Source organism: Oceanisphaera submarina (assembly GCF_046521305.1).
GTDB classification, from domain to species: Bacteria; Pseudomonadota; Gammaproteobacteria; order Enterobacterales; family Aeromonadaceae; genus Oceanimonas; species Oceanimonas submarina.
Genome location: NZ_JBKGFN010000005.1, coordinates 145,962 through 167,759 on the forward strand (window position 1 = coordinate 145,962; position 21,798 = coordinate 167,759).

At 57.2% G+C, this 21,798-nt stretch carries 20 protein-coding genes; 5 read left to right on the forward strand and 15 right to left on the reverse strand.

Translation table 11 applies throughout. The features are described 5' to 3' along the window. Positions 1-52: 52 nt before the first annotated feature. Positions 53-1,087, forward strand: coding sequence for a substrate-binding domain-containing protein (locus ACLEIV_RS07210; RefSeq protein ID WP_410455967.1), 1,035 nt, complete (start codon positions 53-55; stop codon positions 1,085-1,087). A 21-nt stretch (positions 1,088-1,108) separates the two neighbouring features. On the opposite strand, the gene hemN is transcribed toward ACLEIV_RS07210, so the two are convergent. Genes hemN through ACLEIV_RS07235 form a run of 5 tightly spaced genes read right to left on the reverse strand, consistent with a single transcriptional unit; the run spans position 1,109 to position 4,854 of the window. After that, complete coding sequence (hemN, locus tag ACLEIV_RS07215) at positions 1,109-2,479, reverse strand: oxygen-independent coproporphyrinogen III oxidase (RefSeq protein ID WP_410455968.1); 1,371 nt, start codon at positions 2,477-2,479, stop codon at positions 1,109-1,111. Between the two features lie 13 nt (positions 2,480-2,492). Beyond that, positions 2,493-2,936, reverse strand: coding sequence for a DUF2489 domain-containing protein (locus ACLEIV_RS07220; RefSeq protein ID WP_410456037.1), 444 nt, complete (start codon positions 2,934-2,936; stop codon positions 2,493-2,495). Between the two features lie 11 nt (positions 2,937-2,947). Then, entirely contained in the window at positions 2,948-3,529 is a 582-nt protein-coding gene (gene yihI, locus ACLEIV_RS07225; RefSeq protein ID WP_410455969.1) for a Der GTPase-activating protein YihI, read from the reverse strand. Further along, a complete protein-coding gene (locus ACLEIV_RS07230; protein WP_410455970.1) occupies positions 3,526-4,188 on the reverse strand; it encodes a class I SAM-dependent methyltransferase in 663 nt (220 codons plus the stop codon). The genes yihI and ACLEIV_RS07230 overlap by 4 nt, the downstream gene beginning before the upstream one ends. Before the next feature lie 48 nt (positions 4,189-4,236). Further along, positions 4,237-4,854 (reverse strand): c-type cytochrome, encoded by a 618-nt coding sequence (locus ACLEIV_RS07235; RefSeq protein ID WP_410455971.1) that lies wholly within the window; start codon positions 4,852-4,854, stop codon positions 4,237-4,239. Between the two features lie 143 nt (positions 4,855-4,997). On the opposite strand from ACLEIV_RS07235, the gene yihA reads away from it, so the two are divergent. The 3 genes from yihA to rsuA are packed head-to-tail and all read left to right on the forward strand — an operon-like array spanning position 4,998 to position 7,045. Beyond that, positions 4,998-5,645, forward strand: coding sequence for a ribosome biogenesis GTP-binding protein YihA/YsxC (gene yihA, locus ACLEIV_RS07240; protein ID WP_410455972.1), 648 nt, complete (start codon positions 4,998-5,000; stop codon positions 5,643-5,645). Positions 5,646-5,682: 37 nt separating this feature from the next. After that, entirely contained in the window at positions 5,683-6,342 is a 660-nt protein-coding gene (locus ACLEIV_RS07245; protein WP_410455973.1) for a GntR family transcriptional regulator, read from the forward strand. Positions 6,343-6,358: 16 nt separating this feature from the next. Next, complete coding sequence (gene rsuA / locus ACLEIV_RS07250) at positions 6,359-7,045, forward strand: 16S rRNA pseudouridine(516) synthase RsuA (protein ID WP_410455974.1); 687 nt, start codon at positions 6,359-6,361, stop codon at positions 7,043-7,045. A 64-nt stretch (positions 7,046-7,109) separates the two neighbouring features. Here the strand turns inward: rsuA and ACLEIV_RS07255 are convergent, their stop codons facing one another. The 8 genes from ACLEIV_RS07255 to ACLEIV_RS07290 form a co-directional block, all read right to left on the reverse strand. After that, on the reverse strand, positions 7,110-7,397 hold the full coding sequence (locus tag ACLEIV_RS07255) for an L-serine ammonia-lyase, iron-sulfur-dependent, subunit alpha (RefSeq protein ID WP_410455975.1): 288 nt from the start codon (positions 7,395-7,397) through the stop codon (positions 7,110-7,112). Positions 7,398-7,438: 41 nt separating this feature from the next. Next, positions 7,439-8,752: a TRAP transporter large permease gene (locus tag ACLEIV_RS07260; protein WP_410455976.1), complete on the reverse strand. Its 1,314-nt coding sequence runs from the start codon at positions 8,750-8,752 to the stop codon at positions 7,439-7,441. Beyond that, positions 8,745-9,278 (reverse strand): TRAP transporter small permease subunit, encoded by a 534-nt coding sequence (locus ACLEIV_RS07265; RefSeq protein ID WP_410455977.1) that lies wholly within the window; start codon positions 9,276-9,278, stop codon positions 8,745-8,747. Before ACLEIV_RS07265 ends, ACLEIV_RS07260 begins: the two co-directional genes overlap by 8 nt. Before the next feature lie 140 nt (positions 9,279-9,418). After that, on the reverse strand, positions 9,419-10,480 hold the full coding sequence (dctP, locus tag ACLEIV_RS07270) for a TRAP transporter substrate-binding protein DctP (RefSeq protein WP_410455978.1): 1,062 nt from the start codon (positions 10,478-10,480) through the stop codon (positions 9,419-9,421). A gap of 142 nt (positions 10,481-10,622) precedes the next feature. Continuing rightward, positions 10,623-12,107, reverse strand: coding sequence for an aldehyde dehydrogenase (locus tag ACLEIV_RS07275; RefSeq protein ID WP_410455979.1), 1,485 nt, complete (start codon positions 12,105-12,107; stop codon positions 10,623-10,625). Positions 12,108-12,117: 10 nt separating this feature from the next. Beyond that, on the reverse strand, positions 12,118-12,993 hold the full coding sequence (locus tag ACLEIV_RS07280) for a dihydrodipicolinate synthase family protein (protein WP_410455980.1): 876 nt from the start codon (positions 12,991-12,993) through the stop codon (positions 12,118-12,120). 66 nt (positions 12,994-13,059) lie between these two features. Then, on the reverse strand, positions 13,060-14,523 hold the full coding sequence (gene nhaC, locus ACLEIV_RS07285; protein WP_410455981.1) for a Na+/H+ antiporter NhaC: 1,464 nt from the start codon (positions 14,521-14,523) through the stop codon (positions 13,060-13,062). A 31-nt stretch (positions 14,524-14,554) separates the two neighbouring features. After that, positions 14,555-15,865 carry an NAD(P)/FAD-dependent oxidoreductase gene (locus ACLEIV_RS07290; RefSeq protein WP_410455982.1) on the reverse strand — a complete coding sequence of 437 codons (1,311 nt, stop codon included), beginning with the start codon at positions 15,863-15,865 and terminating at the stop codon, positions 14,555-14,557. Between the two features lie 137 nt (positions 15,866-16,002). Here ACLEIV_RS07290 and ACLEIV_RS07295 point away from each other — a divergent pair, with 137 nt between their 5' ends. Beyond that, the gene (locus ACLEIV_RS07295) at positions 16,003-17,004 is read left to right on the forward strand and encodes a 4-hydroxyproline epimerase (RefSeq protein ID WP_410455983.1); all 1,002 of its coding nucleotides are present in this window, start codon (positions 16,003-16,005) and stop codon (positions 17,002-17,004) included. 71 nt (positions 17,005-17,075) lie between these two features. Here the strand turns inward: ACLEIV_RS07295 and ACLEIV_RS07300 are convergent, their stop codons facing one another. Beyond that, the gene (locus tag ACLEIV_RS07300) at positions 17,076-19,910 is read right to left on the reverse strand and encodes a PAS domain-containing protein (RefSeq protein WP_410455984.1); all 2,835 of its coding nucleotides are present in this window, start codon (positions 19,908-19,910) and stop codon (positions 17,076-17,078) included. Further along, complete coding sequence (locus ACLEIV_RS07305) at positions 19,885-21,720, reverse strand: sensor histidine kinase (RefSeq protein WP_410455985.1); 1,836 nt, start codon at positions 21,718-21,720, stop codon at positions 19,885-19,887. Before ACLEIV_RS07305 ends, ACLEIV_RS07300 begins: the two co-directional genes overlap by 26 nt. Positions 21,721-21,798 lie beyond the last annotated feature (78 nt).

The following is a 21,798-nucleotide window of genomic DNA, read 5'->3' on the forward strand; positions in this document are numbered from 1 at the left end:
ACCGGACCGGGAGTATACTCGAGGGCATACGCGAGCAGCCCGCAGGGATCCCATGAGTTCAGCCAAGCACGGCGGCCCCCGCCGCCTGACCATCGCCGATGTCGCCGAGGCGGCGGACGTGTCCCGCACCACCGTCTCCCACGCCCTCAACGATCGGGGACAGGTGGATCCCAAGACCCGGGCTCGAGTCAAGGAAGTAGCCCGCCTGCTGGGCTACAGCCCCAACCTGCGGGCCCAGCGCCTGCGCACCGGCCGATCCAATTCCATTGCCCTGCTCTCCTCCATGCCCTTCGCAGTGGCTGGCGGCGCTTCCCGCCTCGGCTTCATGATGGAAATCGCCGCCACTACAGCAGAGGCGGCGCTAAGGCAAGGTCTGGCCCTGGTGCTAGTGCCGCCGCTGGCGGAGGCCAAGGGACTGCTGGACGAGCTGGACGTGGACGGCGCCATCATCATAGAGCCGGTGGCCCAGGATCCCCAGGTCACCCAGTTGCGGCGGCGCGGCATCACAGTGGTGTCCATCGGCCGCCAGCCGGAGGCAGATCCCCCCCTGCCCTACGTGGACCTGCAGGCCGGGGCCACCGGCCGCCTGTTGCTGGAACACCTGGCGGTCGGAGGGGCCCGCCACATCGCCCTGCTGGTCGGCCAGCAGCGCCGCCACTCCTACGTAGACGTGGAGCAGGCCTACCGCGACTTCATCACCGCCTGCGGCCTGCCCTGTCTGATCGCCAAGGCCGAGGAGGCCGGTGGCGAAGAAGCTGGGGCCGACGCCTGCCGCCGGCTGCTAGCCGAGCACCCGTCGCTGGACGCCATCTGCGCCCCGGTGGATGCCTTCGCCGTGGGCGCCATCCGGGCACTGCAGCAGGCCGGCCGCCGGGTGCCGGAAGACGTGAGGGTGGTGACCCGTTACGACGGCCTGCGGGCGCAGCAATGCCAGCCGCCGCTAACCGCAGTCAACTTGCACCTGGAAGAAGTGTCAGCCCAGGCCATTTCCCTGCTGCTGGCACACATCAACGGCAAGGCAGTCCCGGGTATCGTCCGTGGTCCGGCCCCCGAGCTGATCATCAGGGCTTCTTCCGATAATTCTTGAACCGGAAACAGGCCTCGCCGTTCAGATCACCCGCGAGAACTGCTGGCCGCGGGCCTGGCGGCGCAGGTGCACATCGAAACACATGCAGATATTGCGGATCAGCAACTGGCCCTTGGGCACGACTCGAATGGCATCATCGGTCAGGGTCACCAGACCATCGTCGATGAAGGTCTGCAACAGCTGGAGATCGTCGGCGAAGTAATCGGCGAAACGGATGCCGTATTGTCGCTCCAGCGGGGCAAGCTCCTGCTCGAAGTTGCAGATCAGCGTCTTGATCAGATCCCGGCGCAGGCAGTCGTCTTCGTTCAGTGCATAACCGACGGTCTGGGCATGGCCCAGTTCGTCCAGCTGGCGGTAATACTGCTTCAGATCCTTGTGATTCTGGGAGTAGGCATCGCCGATCATGCTGATGGCCGACACGCCCAGGCCCAGCAGATCGCAGTCGCCCCGGGTGGTATAGCCCTGAAAGTTGCGGTGCAGCCCGCCCTCGCGCTGGGCCACCGCCAGGCTGTCGTCCGGCAGCGCGAAGTGATCCATACCGATAAACTGATAACCCTGGCCGGTCAGGTAGGCGATGCTGTGCTGCAGCATCGCCAGTTTCTTCGCCGGCGCCGGCATATCCGAGTCTTTCAGCTTGCGTTGGGCGGAGAAGCGGCTCGGCAGGTGAGCGTAGTTGAACACCGACAAGCGGGCCGGCTTCATGGCCACCACCTGTTCCAGGGTATGGTGAAAGCTTTCCGGAGTCTGTAACGGCAGGCCGTAGATAAGGTCCAGGTTGGTGGAGCCAAAACCGAGCTCGGCGGCCCGGCTGACCAGCGCCTCGATGAAGTCGTTATCCTGTTCCCGGTTGACCACCCGCTGCACATCTTTGTCGAAGTCCTGTACGCCCAGGCTGATGCGGTTGAAACCTTCTTCCTTCAGCACGTCCAGCAGGCTCAGTTCGATTCTGCGCGGATCGATCTCGATGCCGAACTCGCCCTGCTCGGCAAAGTGGAAGTGCCGGCGCAGCAGACCGCTCAGTCGACGGATTTGGGGCTCGGTCAAAAAGGTGGGGGTACCGCCGCCCCAGTGCAGCTGGGTCACGGTTCGCTCGATAAACAGCGGCGCCAGGCGCGTGATTTCCCGCTCCAGATAGTCGAGGTAAATGTCGGCCTTGCCCTGATGACGGGTGATAACCTTATTGCAGCCGCAGTAGTAGCACAGCTTGTGGCAGAAGGGGATATGGACATAGAGCGACAGCGGTCGCCCGGGATAACGGCCGGCGGCGGCTTCGAGCTCCGTCATGCCGAAGCCGTCGTTGAACTCCAGCGCCGTGGGGTACGAGGTATAACGCGGCCCCGAATAATTGTACTTTTCGATCAGGGCCTGATCCCATTCAATCTGTGCTGACATTACCTCTCCCCGGTCAGCGACCGGGCAGTTCCAGACTGGCCAGCCGCGTTACCTCAATTTTGATTTGTGCTTCCAGCTCCTGTTCGAAGCCGGCTCGTTGCAGATCCATGCGCATGATTTCATTGCGCTTGTATTGCTTGCGGGCATCGTGGGTCGGCATTTCCCTGACTCGTTCATACAAGTCGTACAGGCCCGGGTATTCATCGGCAAATTCTTTCGGCTGTGCAAACTGCAGGGCGTTGAGCAGGTTGGTCAGGCGTATGGCGCCTTCCGACAGGTTGCACTGGTCTTCGCGCATGGCCATGGCGATGGTGCGAATGCTGTCCAGAATACGCTCGTTACGTTGGGTAACAGCCTGCTGTTGCCGCTGGGTTTGCTGCTTCAGCCGGGCCAGCAGTTTTCCCGCATAGACCGCCAGCCCCACTATGATGACGCCGCCCACGAGGGCGGCCATCAACCAGGGTGAGATCATGACTTATCTTCCTTGTCTTCGTATTGTGCAGGATCAAGATCTGCGTCCATAAAGCGGGTCCAGAGATCGTCGCCTTCTGCCGGCTCTTCTTCATCTTCTTCCAGCAGACCGAGCTCTTCCAGCAACTGCTGATGGCGAGCCAGGGTCTTGTCCAGCCAGCCGGCATCGTCTTTGCCCAGCTTCTCGCCCGCATCCACCTTGTCCAGCAGGGTATTGAGCCGCTCGTTGTTTTCCAGCTGTTCCAGCTGCTGCTCCGGCGTCAAGGCCTCGACATCTGGGTCGATAACCGGTGTCACCCTGGCCGGCTTCGGCGCCTTGGCGGGCTTAGCGGGTTTCGCTACCTTGGTGGTTTCCCCTTGCACCAGGGCTATCGGCTTTTTAGAACCCAGACGCGGATCCTGAGGTGCCTTGGTGCCGCCGTTCTGCTGACCAGCCTCACCGGTATTGTGCCGGGAGCCGGCCGCCAGCCCCTTGCGTTTGGCCTTGCGCTTGCGATCCTTGCTCTGCTCGGCAGTTTCCCGATTTTCCTTGCGGGCTCCGATTTGACCCGGGGTACGGGTCTTTTTCATGCGTGTCATACAGACTCCGGTATTTGCAGAAGTATCACATCGGCACCGATGAATTCGATGCCGAGCCCGTCCCGTGCCGCCAGCCAGAGAAAGGTTTCCCGGCTGAAAAAGCTGACATGGGTGGGATCCTGTTTGTAATGCCAGTTGGCAAAAGCCGCCTGGTCCTGGGCCAGCTTGGTCATGATGGCCAGCCAGCCTCCCGGCCGGAGCAGGGTCAGCAGCTGCTGCCACTCCCTGCCCGGCCGGTAAAAATGTTCTATCGCTTCGGTACAGCAGACAAAGTCGTAACACTGCTGCAACCGGGCCGGATAGTGCGCATAGTAAGGATCATAGGTGGTGGTGGCAAAGCCTGCTTCGGTCAGCATGGCCGCCAGCGCCGGGCCCGGCCCGCAGCCGAAATCGAGTCCCCGGCTGCCTGCGGGCAAGCGGGTCATCAGCGGCTCCGCCACACGTGCCAGAAAACGCCGATAGCCCTTATCATCGGGCCGGTTCTCGTGCAGATCATATTCCGCCTTCTCCGCCACCGCATCCAGCCGGCATCCGGGCTCGACGAAGATCAGCCGGCACCGGTCGCACCGATGGTAACGACGCCGCGCATCCTGCCAGAACAGGGGAGTCTCGATATGATCACAGAGGGGACAGTTCAGGTCGTGCGGCAGGGCAGACATGGGGAAACCAGATAAAGCAGGGGGCACCAGGCCCCCGGAGTGATAGTATTAACGCAGACCAGCTACGTACTGGGACAGTACGTCGATATCGTTGTCGGTCAGCTTGGCGGCAATGCCGCTCATCATGCCGTTGGGATCGTTGTTACGTTCGCCACTGCGGAACATTTTCAGCTGGGCCGCAATATAGGCCGGATGCTGACCAGACAGACTCGGAAACTTTGCCGACTCCAGACCTTCGCCGCGAGGACCGTGACAGGCCATACAGGCGGTCACACCACGCTCGATATCGCCACCCTGATACAGGGCGGCACCCTGCTCAATCACCTCTTCGGGAGTGGCGATGGGGGTAATGGCCTGGCTGGCGAAATATGCCGACACATCGGCCATGTCCTGTTCGGACAAGGGCATCGCCATACCGCCCATGATGGCGTTGGCACGACCTTCGCCACCGGTGAGGGCGGCCTTGAATTCAACCAGCTGCTTGGTCAGGTAAGAGGCGTGCTGACCGGCCAGTTTGGGATACATATCGGTCGGGCTGTTACCATCGGCACCGTGACAGGCCGCGCAGGTGGCGGCTTTGGCCTTACCTGCTTCGACGTCGCCCTGGGCCTGGGCAACACCGACCACTCCGAGCATTAAGGCTAGCGTGAAAATAATTTTTTTCATGACGTTCCGAGTTCTCGTTGTAAGAGCTTCCAGATCACATACCTGCGAGGGCATGTTACAATGCGATTCAAAAAACGGCACCATTCTACAACGATTTTGCGAGAAAGTAAGCAAAGCGGGTTTAGAACCCAGGGGAATTCATATTGAATAACAAACAGATAAATTTTAACACCGCCCGCTTTATTACCAGCGCGCCCGATATCAACCAGATGCCGGCAGACAGCGGGATAGAGATAGCCTTTGCCGGGCGCTCAAACGCCGGTAAATCCTCCGCCCTGAACACCATAACCCAGCAGAAAAGTCTGGCGCGCACCAGTAAAACGCCGGGGCGCACCCAGCTGATCAACGTATTCGAACTGAGCGAAGGCAAGCGGCTGATCGATTTGCCCGGCTATGGCTATGCCAAGGTGCCGGAAGAAATGAAGCTGAAATGGCAGCAGGCCCTGTCGGTCTATCTGCAACAGCGCGAAAGCCTCAAGGGGCTGGTGGTGCTGATGGATATCCGTCATCCGCTCAAAGACATCGATCAGCAACTGCTGCAATGGGCCAGCGAAAGTCGGCTGCCTGTGCTGGCCCTGCTGACCAAGTGCGACAAGCTCAAGCCGGGCCCGCGCAAGTCCGAAGTGCTGCGAGTGCGGGAAGCCGTGACCGTCTTCGGTGGCGACATCCGCGTCGAGTCATTCAGCTCGCTCAAGGGCCTGGGCCTGGACAGAGCCAGGGAAATTCTGAGCGAATGGCTGCTGCAGGATGATGAAGCTATCGCCACAGAAGTACCAGACGAGCAAGCATAACCACCGCCTCACCGACATCACCTTTGCCAGGAATGATATGCACAAAACCAGAACGCAATTTGTGGCCGACGCCATCAGAACCAAGATTCTACGCGGCGAAATAAAAGGTGGCTCGGCCCTGCGCCAGGATGCCTTGGCAAAGGAATTCGACGTCAGCCGGATCCCCGTCCGGGAAGCCCTGCTCACCCTGGAAGCCGAAGGCCTGGTGGAATTCGAGGCCCACAAGGGTGCCTACGCCACCGAGCTGTCAGCTCCCAAGATCCTGGAGCTCTTCGAACTTCGGGTATTGCTGGAATGCCACATCCTTGCCGCAGCCATTCCCAGCCTGACCAAAGAGAAGCTGGATGATGCCGAGGCCCTGCTCATCCAGCTGGATCATCTACTGGATACTTCAAGCCAGATAGATCACTGGAGCGATCATAACTTCGCTTTTCACCGAGCCCTGTACGAAGCCGCCGAAAAACCGGAAACCATGGCACTGATCACCCAGCTGAATACCCAGTCCGACCGTTATATCCGGATTCACTTGCTGCATGCAGCCGGTGTACACAAAGCCGAAGCTGAGCACAGGGAGCTTTTAGAACTGTGCCGGCGTGGCGATATCACCGCCGCCTGCGACCTGCTGCGACGCCACATTCTGGTTGCGGCCGATGATATCGTCGCCCTACTACATCAACAGCAGCAACAGGGTTGCTGACAACACTGGAAACCTAATGCGCCTCGATCGTTTTTTATGTGAAAGCACCGGTCTGACCCGCTCTGTGGCCAAGAAAGCCCTGCACCGGGGTGATGTCACCGTCGACGGCATCGTGGTCAAAAAGAGTGACCAGCAGATCGACGGCCAGGAAGTGCGCCTCGAAGGTCGCCTGCTGGGTGCCCCATCCGCACGTTATCTGCTGTTGCACAAGCCCGCCGGTTATATCAGCTCCACCCAGGATGAAGACCATCCCTGTGTGCTGCAGCTGCTGCCGCCGGAGCTGCGCCGCGGTATACAATGCGCCGGGCGCCTGGATGTGGATACCACGGGCCTGCTGCTGCTGACCGACGACGGCCAATGGTCGCACCGCCTGCGTTCGCCGAAGAAAGCCTGCAACAAGGTCTATCAGGTCGAGCTGGCCGAACCGCTGGCAGAAGATGTCGCCGGACGCTTCGCACAAGGAGTGGATTTACACGGAGAAGACAAGGCGACCCTACCAGCCACCCTGGAAGTGGTCACCCCTACCCGGGTACTGCTGACCATACAGGAAGGAAAATACCATCAGGTGAAACGCATGTTTGCCGCCGTAGGCAACCACGTCTCGGGCCTGCACCGGCTGCAAATCGGAGACATAGTACTGGATGACAGCCTGGCTCCGGGCGAGTGGCGACACCTGACATCGGAAGAAATAGCCAGTATATAAGCAAGCACCCCATAAAAATGGCGCCTGATGGCGCCATTTGCATCCAAAATACCCGATAACTGAGTCAGCAGCATGTAAACTGGTTCAATCGCTGCCCCAGCCTTTTGAAACTTGCGGTAATGGACAGGCCACCCAGAGCGGTGCAACGCAGCTCATGCGCAATACTCTTACCCACGTCGAACATGGTTTTTACTACCTCATCGCAAGTGACTACCGGATCGCAATCGGCCAGCGCCATATTGGCGCAAGACAAGGCATTAGAAGCGGCCATCACATTACGACCCAGGCAAGGAGTCTCTGCGCGATTGGCAACCGGATCACCGATCATGCCCAGCGAGGCAGCGGTAATCACCTGCCGCCGCCATCGAGATCCCGCCCCAGGGTTCAATGATTTCAATTGGTTATCAAGCTCGGCAGATAGGTGGCCGCCATCGGAAACACCACCACCGTCAACAAGACCAGTAACTGCAGGATAACGAAAGGCATCACCCCCTGGTACATATGCCGGTAGCTCATATCATCCGGTGCTATGGACTTCAGGTAGAAAATTGAAGGTGCCATCGGTGGAGTCAGATAGGAAGTCTGTATCACCACCATAAACATCACTGCGAACCAGATGGGATCTATGCCGGCTGTTTTTATAAGTGGCGTGAAGATAGGTACAAAAATCAGCACAATCGAGATCCAATCCAGCACGAAACCGGCCAAAAAAATCACCGCCATCAGGATAAAGGTAAGCTGATAGACTCCTATATCCAGGCTGTTGATGGCATCGACTATCATCCAGCCGCCGCCGGAAACGGCGAAGATACTGGTGAACATGGTTCCGCCAACCACAATCATCATAATCATGGCGGTGATCTGTATGGTGGTTTTCAATGCGCCGATAAAACTCGACCAGGACAGCTCACGAAAAACCAGGGCAATCAGTGCCGCACCGGCGGCGCCTACCGCAGCCGCCTCTGTCGGTGATGCAATTCCCAGTAACAGAGAACCCAGTACCGAACTGATCAACAACAAGGGGGGCAATATGGCCCTGGCAGTCATCAGCAGTTTTTCTGACAATGCCACTTCCTGTTCCAGTATCACCGCCGGTCCCAGGTCTTTCTTGAAATAACAGGCGACAACCATATAGATCATGAAGAAGGCCACCATCATTATTCCGGGGATCAGGCTGGCCGCAAACAACTGGCCGATCGACAACTGGGCCATGGAAGCATAAACCACCACCACAATGGAAGGCGGAATTATGGTACCGAGAGAGCCACCGGCACAGACGGTACCCGCCATTAGTCCCTTGTTGTATTTGTATTTGGCCATGGCCGGCAAGGCCATCATTCCCACGACGATTTCCACCGCCCCCACCACTCCCGAAGCAGCGGCAAAGATGGCACACATCACTATGGTTGACAGCGCCAGGCCACCGGGCAGACGACCAAACCACAGTTGTAATGCCTGAAACAACCTTAACGCAAGACCCGTTTTTTCCAGAATGGCCCCCATTAATATGAATAATGGAATAGATGACAGGGTGAAGTTTGCTGCGGTATGTAATATGGCACCATAAAGCTGGTTAAACAGCAGATCGCCAAAGGTGAAAAAACCGAAGATTACCGAGGTGACTATCAGTGATAGAGCCACGGGAATACCGAGAAACACGAATACAAACAGGATGATAAACATCCACAATGGAATTAGTTCAGTCATGGCTCATCTCATCCTTGGTAACCGATTCGCCGGGGATCTTATCCCCCTGTAAATATCTGATACCGTCCATATAGACCTGTAGGGTAAACGCCATCAAACCGATGGCGATGGCACTATAGAAAGGCCAGACCAGGGGTGACCAGGGACTGACACTTTCCACTTCACCCGTTACCCATGCGCTGATGGCTTTCTCTCCTGCTACATAACTCAGGAAGAAAAATGACGGTCCTATCATGAAGAAATAAAAAAACAAGTTGATAAATTGTTGATGCCTCAGGGAGAGCCGGGAAGAAAGAAAATCGATTCTCACATGAGATTCCACTTTAAGGGAATAACCACTTGCCAGTAAAAACAAGCTGCCATTGAGCATATAGGATATGTCAAATGACCATAATGTCGGCGCACCAAATACATAGCGTGAGATCACTTCATACAGGATCGAAGCCACCAGCATGACGACCATGGCCATGGATATTTTTGCCAACAAAAAAGAAATTCCGTCGAGACGTAAAAATAACACATTCATGACTTTCACCTCATGAGAAAATGACTCCAAAAGGATTCATTCTCCACCCCAAAAGAGCCAGTTAAGCAGAATCAATACCGGGCAGGCTGTAATAGACGGCCTGCCCTGCATCTTGAGTCAGGAGGGAATCGGCAAGGGATCTAATCTCTTACCAATACGGATGAATTTCTAGCCCAACGTTCCTGATAACCCTGATAATCCTTGAGCAGAGTTGTCATTTTTTTATTTCCTTTCTCGGCCTGCTCCCTGGCCCGCTCTGCCATCCATTGATGACCATAGCCTCGTATCTGCGCGATGACGCCCTGATCCAGAGTGATCACCTCGGTTCCATATTCCTTGTATTTGTCCATGGCCTTCATATCTTCGTGGGCAAAGTGAAGATAAGACTCCATCGTAGTCAAACGGGCGGCATCTTCGATACGTCCCTGCAACTCTGGAGACAGTTCATCCCAGGTTTCCTGTTTCACAAAGAACTCCCATACAAAGGTAGGCTGGTGAATTCCGGGAGTGATGATATAAGGCGCGACTTCATGGAAGCCTTCCATAATATTCGATCCGGGAGTGGCCCACTCTACCGCATCGACCCCCTTTCGTTGCAGCAGTGTATATATCTCACCGGGAGGCACGACAGTGGGAACACCTTTGAGATAATGTTGTAATACCCCGGCCCAGGCACCGGAGGTTCGGTACTTTAGGTTTTCAAAATCGGCAACCTTGTGAATCGGTTTATTGGCATGCGCCAGAATTTCCGAAGTACCCAACCCTACTACCATGGTATGCAGGCCCATGAGCTCTTGCCGATATTGCTGCAGACTTTCAAGCCCACCACCTTCATACAGCCAGGTGATGGTGGCCTCGGGCGACATACCACCGGGAAAACCGGCAAAGATGGCATTGGTCGGATCCTGATTGACCAGATAAGAAGGGGTGGAGTGTCCTGCTTCTACAATACCATCCTGCACCGCTTCATATACCTGGAATGCCGGCACCACGACACCGGCACCGAAGGTTCTCAATTTTATTTCCCCCTCGGAATATACCTTAAGATGATCGCTGAAACGTTGCAGGAAGTTATTGTAGAAAAAGGATCCTTCCGGCACAGAAGTGGGAACCTTCCAGGTCACTTCCTTGGCTGCGACAACCGGTGCGACCAGAAGAACACAGGCTGTAATAATGGCACTACAGGAATGAGCTAATTTCATTTTCATATCCTTTTGAAAAATCTATCCCTGTTTTCCACGCAATGGAAAACAAGATGACGAACGTCATAAGCAGAAATAAAAAATTTGATTGATTAATAATGACGTCATCCATTTTTATGACGCCATGCTATTAACTATTCATTCAGGCCTGGTTATACCAGATGGTTTTCTTTTGCAGATACTGATCCATAGCTTCAAGACCGTTGTCTCTGCCACCGAAGCCGGACTGACCATAACCCCCGAAGGGAGTACTGATATCCCCTTCACTGAAACAGTTGATGGAGACAGTACCCGCTTTCAGTGCCCGGGAGACTCTATGGGCTCGCCCCATATGGCTGGTATAGAGGGAAGCGGCAAGACCATACTGAGTCTGGTTGGCCAGAGATACCGCCTCTTCCTCAGTAGAAAATTCGGTTACCGCCAGTACAGGGCCGAATACCTCGTCTCGGAACAGGGTCATGTCGGCACTGACGTCATCAAAAATGGTGGGCTCCACAAAGAGGCCGGCCCCGAGGGCAGGAGTATTACCGCCATAGCGCAGCCGGGCGCCCTGCTCCCTGGCCTGCTCGACCATGGCCTTCACCTTGTTGAAATGCACCGGCTCCACCATGGGCCCAACCATGGTGTCCGTTTCCTTGGGATCACCCAGTTTCCAGCCGGACAGGCGGGAACACAGCTTATCCAACAGCGGTTCCTTGATACCCTTCTGCACCAGCAGACGGGAGCCACAACTGCAGTTTTCACCCATGTTCCAGAAGGCTGCCGCCAGCACATCGTCGACGATAGCATCCAAATCTTCTACATCATCGAACACCAGTTGAGGGCTCTTGCCGCCACACTCGAGCACCACCTCTTTCAGGTTGCTCTGGGCCGAATACTGCAGGAACAGACGGCCGACCTCGGTCGAGCCAGTGAAAGACACCATGTCCACATCCGGGTGCAACCCCAGTGGCATACCGGTTTGCTCACCCAGACCCGTTACCAGCTGCAGCGCCCCTTCCGGGATACCTGCCTGATGGGCCAACTGCACCATACGCCAGGCACTCAGCGAGGTTTGCTCGGCTGGCTTCACAATCACCGAGTTACCGGTCACCAGCGCCGGCCCCACCTTCCAGGCAAACATCTGCGCCGGAAAATTCCACGGCAGCACAGCAGCAACCACTCCGATCGGCTCATTGACCACCAGGCCCAGAGTGTCATCCCCGGTCGGCGCCACCTTGCCAAACACCTTGTCTACCGCTTCCGCATACCAGGCCAGGGTGTTGATGGTTTCCGGAATATCGGTGTTCAGACACTCGGTGATCGGCTTGCCGCCATCTACACAATCCAGCGCCGCCAGCTCTTCCTGGTTTTGTTCCAGCAGCGCAACCCAGGCTTGCATACGTTGCTTGCGCTCGGCCGGGGCCAGTTTGCGCCATTCGCCTTGCTCGAAGCTGGTTCGAGCGGCAGCCACCGCCAGGTTAACTTGTTCTTCGGTACAGGCTTCAACCTGACCGATAACGGATTCATCAAAGGGATCTCGAGATTCCAGTGTCTGATTACCGGGCGTATAGCCAACGATAATGGCATCGGCCCGTAATTCACCCTGCTTTGCCCTGGCAAAGACATTTTCCACTTGTACCGACATGCCTATCTCCTTATTTCAATGCCTGGGTCAGCAGGGCCAGGAAGTCTTCTTCATCCTGCTGGCTCACCGGGTACAGGGGGGCCCGCACCGGACCTACCGGATAACCGATATGACCACAGCCCAGCTTGGCTTTCTGGTTGTAACCACCGGATTCCATGTTCTGCAGCACCGGTAAGATGCGGGCCATGATGCTCCTGACCTGCTGCCAGTCGCCGGCCTTGGCCGCTTCGATTATGTTGACATGATCGGCGGCCAGGTAGTTGGCGCCGCCGCCAATCCAGGAGCGGGCACCCCAAAACATATAGTCCGCACCCTGGTCATCAGAGCCACACACCACTTCAAAGTCTTCCAGACCCAGATTGAGCAGGGTCACGGCGCGGGTAAAGTCGCCGCTGCTTTCCTTGATGCCGACGATATTGGGATCCCCGGCCAGCACCTTGATGGCCTCGATGCCGATCTCCACCCCGGAGCGGGCCGGGAAGTTGTACATGATGATCGGCATGTCAGCTTCACGACTCACGGTCTGGTAATGGGCGATAATTTCGTCCTGCTCCGGCAGACAGTAGATGGGCGGCGCCAGCATCAGTGCCTGATAGCCCAGCTCCTTCGCTTCCAGCGCCTTGGCAATGGATCCTGCCGAGTGAGTGTCGTTAACACCGGCCACCAGTAACGCCTTGTCACCCACTTCTTTGGCAATAAAGGCCATCAGCTCACGGCGCTCGGCCTGGCTCAGTGCGTAATACTCACCGGTGGTGCCGCAAGCGACGATGCCGCTGACACCTGCTTCCAGTTGGTGGGCCAGCAGCGCGGCCAATGCCGGATAATCGATATGGCCGTCTTGAGCAAACGGGGTTACTACCGGAACCATTACACCTTCAATTTTCATTATGCATATCCTTATCGTTATGAGGGGCCTGAGCACAGGCCCGAAAAAGTAAGTTATAAGAGTGAGTTATGAAGAAGCCTTAGCCAGCGCCAGGCTCTCTTCGGATTCGTCTGCAGGCAGGGAGCTGCCTGTACCGGTGCGCCAGACGGCAATGTTGGCGTAGCCGTAAATCAGCGAGATAATCAGCACCAGGAAATGGAACCAGAGGAAAGGCAGATAGCTGAGAGTGCTGACTCCCAGAGTGGTAGCCATGAAGACACCACCATCGGACCAGGGCACCATGGGCGTGGTGATGGTACCGCCGGCCTCGGCGTTACGGGACAACACCCGACGGTCGATACCCTGCTTGTCGTAGTTTTTCTCGGTGATGGTGCTGGCGGTGATCAGCGACACATAGGCCGCACCACCGAAGAAGTTGCCGAAGAAACCGCCCAGCAGGGTCGACAAGGTCAGCCGACCGGCATTGCTGGCCCAAGACAGAAAGCCGTTACAGATCACGGTCAGAACGCCGATGCGGTCCATCAGCCCACCCAGTCCGAGGGCGAACAACACCAGGGCGATGACACCGAACATGGACTCGATACCGCCCCGATTCAGCAGAGTGTTGAGGAAGTCGACGTCAGAGCTCATGGCATTGCCGAAGTAGGCGGTATTAACCGCATCCAGCGCCGCCATGTCCTGGAACAGCACGGCACAGATGATGCCCAGCACGGCGCCGAAGCTGATCACCGGGATAGATGGCTTGCGCATGGCCAGCAGGATGATCACCATCAGCGTCGGCAGCAGCAGATACCAATTGATGTTGAACTGCTCGGCCAGGGCCATCATGGCCGCATCCGCCCGACTGGTGTCGGCGGCACCGTCAACATAGAAATAGCCCACTCCCAGGAATAACAGGCCGGCAATCAGGGCGGAAGGCGCGCTGACATAGAGCATGGACTTGATATGATCGATCAGGTCGACGCGGCAAAGGGATGCCGTCATCACAGTGGTGTCGGACAGAGGGGACAGCTTGTCACCCACATAGGCACCGGAAATAACCGCTCCGGCCACCAGCGGCATCGGAATGCCGAAGCTGTGGCCGATGCCCATCATGGCGATACCGGCGGTGCCTGCGGTACCGAACGAGGTTCCGGTCGCCAGCGACGTCAGGGCACAGATGATAAAAGCCGCAAAAAGAAAGATGCTGGGGCTCATCACCGACAGGCCGTAATAGATGATGCTGGGCACTATGCCACCGGCAATCCAGGTACCGATCAGGGCACCGACGGTGATCAACACCAGCACGGCTTCCATGCCGTTATGAATCCCTTTCAACAAACCTTTCTGAATGGTTTCATATCCCAGTCCCAGCCGGATACCCAGGCCGATCACCAGAAACCAGGACACGAACAGTGCCAGTTGTATGGGCAGACCCCACACATTCAAAAATAAATACATGACGCCGATAAAGGCTGCCAGCAGGCCCAGCACTTCAAAACCACTGGGCAGGCGAATCCTATTCGCCGGAGTTGACTGCTTGATATCCATATACATTCTCCCTGTTGTGCTACGAGTCCGGTTACATTTCTGAGCCCGGCAGGCAAACACTGTTGTTTAAGGTGTGCGAGGGTGGTAATTGCCCAAACCGCGCCAGGCGGAAAGGAGCTATATCGAGCCCGGACGGTTTTCCCGACAACAGGCCCAGAATGAGTTGGGCGGTGACCGCCGCTTGCGTCAGCCCCAAATGATGATGACCCAGAGCCAGCAGCAGGCGGCCCTGGGGGCCAACCCGGTCGATTACCGGCAATGAATCGGGTAAAGAAGGACGGCAGCCCATCCAGGGAGTAGCGCCTTTATTATCTATCCGCTCCCTGAACAGGGCATCTGCATGGCTTAATAACCCTCTCGCCCGTCGATAGTCCGGTACCCGTTTTAGCCCGGCAAACTCCACCGTTCCGGCCAAACGTAGTCCCCCCTTCATCGGGGTCATGATGAATTTCCGCTCCAGAGAGCTGACCGCCATCGGCAGACGACCGGGCTCGGCCGGTAGCATCAGGTGATAGCCTCGTTCTGTATCCAGAGGAATCTTGATACCAGCCAGCTCCTTGACCAGAGGTGCGGACCAGGCACCGGCGGCAACCAGTACCCGTTTGGCGAGCAACTTGCCTTTGCTGGTGTTCAATTCAATACCGCCCTCCAGGCAGCGTCCGCCATGAACGTCAGCTTGAAGCTGTTCCAATCCTGCGCCGACTGCCTGCTCAAACAGCTTGACCACTAGCCGATAGGGATCGGTAACATGCGCGGTATCGGGGAAGAACAGCCCTCCCCTTACTTCCGGGATCAAGCCGCTTATCTGCTGATGCAGGTGCTTGGCCGACCAAGGCTCGGCTGTTACCCCCAGGGTTTCCAGCACCCGTAAATGCTGATGCAGCTCGGAGAAGGCCGACTCGCTTTCGCACACCAACAAAGAGCCGTTTTCCTTCAATGACTGGCTCAGACCCGCCTGCTGTAACAATTGCTGCCAGGCCGGCAGGCTGGCTTCATTGAGCAGGCGCAACCCGGCGCTGCTGTTACGCTGAGCTTGAGGCCGCATATTGACCACCAGCTTTAGCAGCCAGGGGGCAATCTGGGGTAGATAACGCCAATCCAGGCGCAGGGGTCCCAGGGGATCCAGCAGCATGCGGGGTAACTGTCGCAACACGGCCGGCGAAGCCAGCGGCAAGACCTGCTCGGTAGCGATATGACCGGCATTACCAAATGAAGCACCCTGCCCGATCTCATTCTTTTCCAGCAGTAATACCTTGTAGCCGGCACGAGTTAGCTGCCAGGCGCAAGTAACGCCGATAATTCCACCACCGATAACGACCAAATCGTGATTCAGGTCTTGCATCTGAGTATCCCTTCACCAAACTTCTTGATTGTATAAAATATACAACTTATACCTAGATGCCAGAGGTTCTGGTTAATGATTTGTAAAATCATGATCCAGATCTCACAAGTCGATATCATCAAAAGGAGAGACATTAGATGCGCGAAGGAACTTTTTTCTGTATAGATGCCCACACATGTGGCAACCCTGTAAGGCTGGTGGCAGGAGGTTATCCTGCATTACAAGGCAGCAACATGAGCGAAAAACGGCAGGATTTTCTGGCTCATCACGACTGGATCCGCCAGGCACTGATGTTTGAGCCTCGTGGACATTCGATGATGTCCGGCTCTGTTCTTTACCCCCCGTGTAGTGAACAGGCCGATGCATCCATTCTGTTTATCGAAACAAGTGGCTGCCTGCCCATGTGTGGTCACGGCACCATAGGCACGGTCACCAGCGCCATCGAGCATGGCCTGATCAGCCCGAAAACTCCGGGTAAACTGATTCTGGACGTACCCGCAGGGCAGATCCGTATCGACTACGAGCAAAACGGCAGCAAGGTAGAAAAGGTACGTATCTATAACGTGGCCAGCTACCTGGCACACAAGGATGTCACCATAGAGGTGGAAGGGTTGGGGGAGCTGACCGTGGATGTCTCTTATGGAGGAAATTACTACACCATTGTCGATCCTCAGGCTAATTTTCCAGGTTTAGAATCATTCAGCGCCGATCAGGTGCTGCATTATTCACCCAGGGTGCGGGAGGCAATCAACAAGGTGGTGGACTGCGTTCATCCGCTGGATCCTACCGTACGCGGCGCCAGCCATGTAATGTGGACCGGCCAGCCAACCCGGCCGGGTGCCCATGCCCGCAATGCGGTGTTTTATGGCGACCGGGCTATCGATCGATCTCCCTGCGGTACCGGTACCAGCGCCCGCATGGCGCAATGGGTAGCCAGAGGCAAACTCGCGATTGGCGATGAGTTTGTACATGAAAGCATTATCGGTAGTCTGTTTGTCGGGCGGGTGGAAAGCGAAGCCAGCGTGGGAGACTATCCCGCCATCATGCCCAGCGTTCAGGGCTGGGCTCGGGTCACAGGACACAACACCATCTGGGTGGACAGCGAAGATCCCTACGCCTACGGCTTCGAAGTGAAATAATAAATACCGGCAAGGATCCCATGGCGGTGGGATCCTTGTTGATCAACGAAACGAATGACCTGCCTGTGTTATCAGGAGGCCTCGGGTATATCCAGCCAGAAACAGGCACCCTGCCCCGGTATCGACTCGAAGCCGACGCCGCCTTCCATCCGCTCCATCAGCTCCCGGGTAATGGCCAGCCCCAGCCCGGTGCCACCTTTCTTGCGGGTATCCGAGCTGTCGGCCTGAGCAAATTTCTGAAAAATACGCGGGTAAAAAGACTCGGGGATCCCTTCTCCCCGATCCCGAACCAGAATACGCAGCATGCCGGGGCCGCTGCGCACGGTAGACACAGTGACCATGCCCTGATCGGGTGAAAACTTGATGGCGTTGGACTGCAGGTTGGACAACGCCTGCAACAGCCTATCCCGGTCGGCCAGGACGCGGGCACCGTCCTCCCGTCCACGCAGCTCCAGCCACACCCCCCGCTCTTTGCCCAACGGGCCGTTCATTTCCACCGCTTCATGCACCAGTTCGGCCAGATCATGACTTTGCAGATCAAACTGCATTTTACCGGCCACCAGTTTTTCCATATCAAGCAGGTCGTTGATCAACAGATTCAACCGCTGACTGTTGTTATGCGCCACCCGCACCATCTGCCCGGCTTTCGGCGGCAAGTCGCCCAGCACACCCTGGGTCAGCAACCCGAGCGATCCTGTGATGGAGGTCAGCGGCGTGCGCAGTTCGTGGCTCACGGTGGCTACAAACTCCTTCTGCATAAGTTCCACCTTCTTCAGCTCGGAAATATCTTCCACCAGCGACCAGAGCAATAGCCTGCCACTGGCGTCATTGATGACCATTCCCTGCTGACGCACCGGAAAACGGGAGCCATCCCGGTGAAAATATTCCTTTTCGTAGGGAGCATAACGCCCATTGAGCTTCAGCTCCTCCAACGCCAGTTTATCTGTCTCTGCATATTCCGACGGCGTCAGCGCCCGATAATCCAGCGCCAGCAACGATGCCTTGTCGAGCCCAGTCGCGTCCAGCAGGGCCTGGTTGACATCGATGAATTCGCCGGTAAAAAAATCGTTGAGGGCAATACCGATGGAAGACAACTCGAACAGCCCCCGCAGCCGCTGCTCGCTGGCGGTTCGTGCCAGCTCCACCTGTTTTTCATGTTGGATATCAACCTGGTAGCCATGCCAGATGGTACTGCCATCTTCCAGCCGCTCGGGCCGGGCCCGCCCTTCCACCCAGCGCAGGGAACCGTCCTCCTGCACCACCCGATACTGGATATGCCAGGTAGACAGATGCTGTTCCGATACGCTGACAGACTCGGTTACCGATGCCAGATCATCCGGATAAATCCGTTCGAAGAGCCGGCCGGCATCGAATCGGGCCGCGTCGGCCGTCGTCCGATACATCTGCTCTATACCCTTGCTGCTATAGGGCAAGGTGCTGTGGCCGTCGGGCCAGAGCCGGAACTGATACAGCATGCCAGGCAGTTGCTCCACCAGCTTGTCCAGTCGTTCCTGATGCGCCTTGTTACTCAGCAACTCCCCCAGCCAGTGGGCCAAGAGCCCGAGAAACATGCGGTCGGTGTCGTCGAAGGGCTGCTCTCGTACCGGGCCGGACGAAAAATTGAGGGTGCCGAACAGTTGCCCGTCCACTTCCAGCCGAATGGCGATATAGGTCTCCAGCCCCATGTTCCTGTAGCATGACGCCTGCCGGTAAGGCGAGAGCCCCATATGATCGATCGCCAGCACTCCCGCCTGCTGCTGCAGCAACAGGTTACAGTAGGTATCGGGCACCGCAAAATGCAGGCCGGGCTCAATGCCCAGGCCTGCCGGGGCCGCGACCCAACGCACTGCATACACATCACCGATAATCTCGCTGACGATACCTATCTCGAGCCGCAGATACTCACGGCCCAGCGTCAGCGCCTGATGGATTTTCTCATCCAGGGTGCCGGTCAGGTCGAAGGCCATGCGGTTGAGCAGGGCCAGCGCCTGGTTCTTGCGCTCCAACTGAACCACCGCCTCGTACTCGGCACTGACATCTACATGAGTGCCGTAAATCATCAACGGCTGGCCACCTTCGGTACGACTGAACACCCGCCCCCGGCTGTGTACCCAGAGCCAGTGCCCATCCTTGTGTTTCATCCGGCATCGGCATTCGAAAAGCGCCTCCCTGCCTGCCAGATGCCGCTCCAGCAAAGTATTGGCCTGCACCAGATCATCCGGGTGAACCCGCCGTCGCCAGGTATCGATGTTCGGCTTTCCCAGCTCTGCCAGCCGATAGCCCAGCATCTCGGCCCAGCGCTCATTGAAGGAACAGTCACCGCTTTGCAGATCACACTGCCAGGTACCAATATTACCGCCTTCGATAATCAGCTGGGCACGATATTCACTCGCCTTTAGGCTGTCTTTCAATGCAGCCAGCTGCCGCTGGTTGATCTGTTCTTCCACACAGTCGGCCAGTTCCCGCAACAGAATCGAGTCTCTGGCGCCGAAAGTGCGCGGCTGACTGTCGATAATGCAGAGAGTGCCGATCCGGTAGCCATCGAGGGTGTGTAGCGGAGCGCCGGCATAAAAGCGAATGTAGGGCGCCTCGGTCACCAGTGGATTATCGAAGAAGCACCGGTCCTCCAGGGCATCCTCCACCACGAAGACGTCCTTGTTCAGAATGGCATGACCACAGAAGGAGATATCCCGACCGGTTTCACAGACATCCACTCCCTGAGCCGACTTGAACCACTGTCGTTCGCCATCCACCAGCGATACCAGGGCTATTTCGACACCGAAACTCTGCCGGGCAATCCGGGTCAGCCGGTCGAAGCGCGCCTCGGGCGGCGTATCCAGCAGCCCGGTGTTCAGCAATGCCTGCAGCCGTTGCCATTCATTACTGGGTGTAGATGGCGTTATCATTATTCGCTTCCTCGTCCGCCTGGCTTTCGGCACCGCCGTTATCGTCCGGTGACATCATCGGAAGCTCCACCCACACATGGGCCCCGTCACTGTTGTAATAACCGATGTTCCCCTGCATCAGCTCCACCAGCTCCTTGCAGATAGTCAAGCCCAGGCCGGTGCCCCGACTCGCCCGCATGGTGCCGTGTTCGGCCTGAGCGAAGCGCTCGAACAAGCGACACTTGAACTCGTCGGGAATACCCCCACCCTGATCGCTGACGGTAATCCGCAGCCTGTCCTGCCTGACCCGCTCGGCTCTGACCGTAATCCAGCCGCCGGCGGGGGAAAACTTGATGGCATTGCTGATCAGATTATCCAGTATCTGTCGCAGCCGAAGCGGGTCAACGCTGGCCTGCAGCAACGAGGCCGCCTGGCTGCGTACCTGCACCCGGTACGCAGCCGCCATGGGCGCATTGCCGGAAACGGCGTCATCCACCAGCTCGGTTACATTGCTGAGTACCGGAGCCAGCACCATCTTGCCGGTGCTCAATTTATTGAAGTCCAGCAGGTCGTTGATGATGACCTGCAGCCGCTCGCCGTTACGTAACGCCAGCGTCGTCAGCTGACCGGCCTGGTCCGGCAGAGAGCCCGTCGCCCCCGACTCCATCAGCCTCAAGGCACCATTGATGGAGGTCAGTGGTGTGCGCAGTTCGTGGCTGACCACCGCCACAAAGTCATCTTTAATTTCGCTCAGTGCCTTTCGCTCCGCCGTCAGCCGATTGAAGGCCCGGGCCAGGCCCGCCACCTCGCTCACTCCGGTTTCCGGCAACGGCTGGTTGTTTCTGGCCTGAGTCGCCATCATCCGAATTTGCCGGGTCATGGACTCGAGTGGTCGCATCGCGGTCCAGGCCAGCCAGAACGCCACCAGAGCCAGAGCACCACCAATCAGCACACTGATGCCCGCAAAACGCAGAAAAAAGGCCCGGGCCGGCGCTATCGCCTGCTCATAAGGCACGGCGCGTACAAAAATCCAGCCCAGTTGCTGCAGGTGCGTGCTGGCAAACACCAGCCGCTGCTCGTCACCCTGCTCGGATACCCCGACACCGAAACCGGACAGGGCCGCATCGATCAGCGGGTTTTCCCGGGGGGGTGGCAGAGGTTGCAGCTCGGTAGATAAATCGGCCCCGTTATAGACATAGACCAGGTTATCGGTATCCAGAATCTTGAAGATAACCCCGTCGCGCCGGGCCTCGTCGATCTGTCGTTTCGGCAGAATGGATGTGTTCGCCAGATTGATCACGCCACTCAAGATTCCCAACAAATCGCCCTCATCCGACAGAATCGGACTCAAGAAGGAAATCAGCGGTGCCCCCGTGGTCCGGCCGATAATGGGATGACTGATCACCGGTTTACGGGTCTCCTGCATTTGCCTGAAATGGCTCCTGTCTGCATAGTTGGTTCCCAGCCGCCCCGGCACCAATACGCTTTCGGCGATGGCGGTGCCGCCACTGTCCATTACCACCAGTCCACCCGGAAAAAACCGCTGTAAATTTCGCTGCCGCTCTATCGTTGCGGTCAGTTTCGCCGCAGAGTCCAGCTGTCGACCATTGGACAGCTGACCACTGACACTTTCCAGAGCATGCATCCTGAGTGCCAGCATCTGCTCGACCTGTTCCGCCGCCCTCACCGTTTCCTGAGCCTGTCGCTCACTCAGCAGCCGTTCAAAATCATCCACCAGCGAATGATAGGCCGTCGCCAGCACTGCCACCACGGTGAACAGGGCCCCGGCCAGAATAATCAGTGCAATTCTTCCCTTCAGCGATAAACGCATGATCGCTCTCTTCCTTGTGATGGCATGCGACAGCGGATTAATGTATAGCTTAGGCTATCAGTATCAGATCAAGTGTCA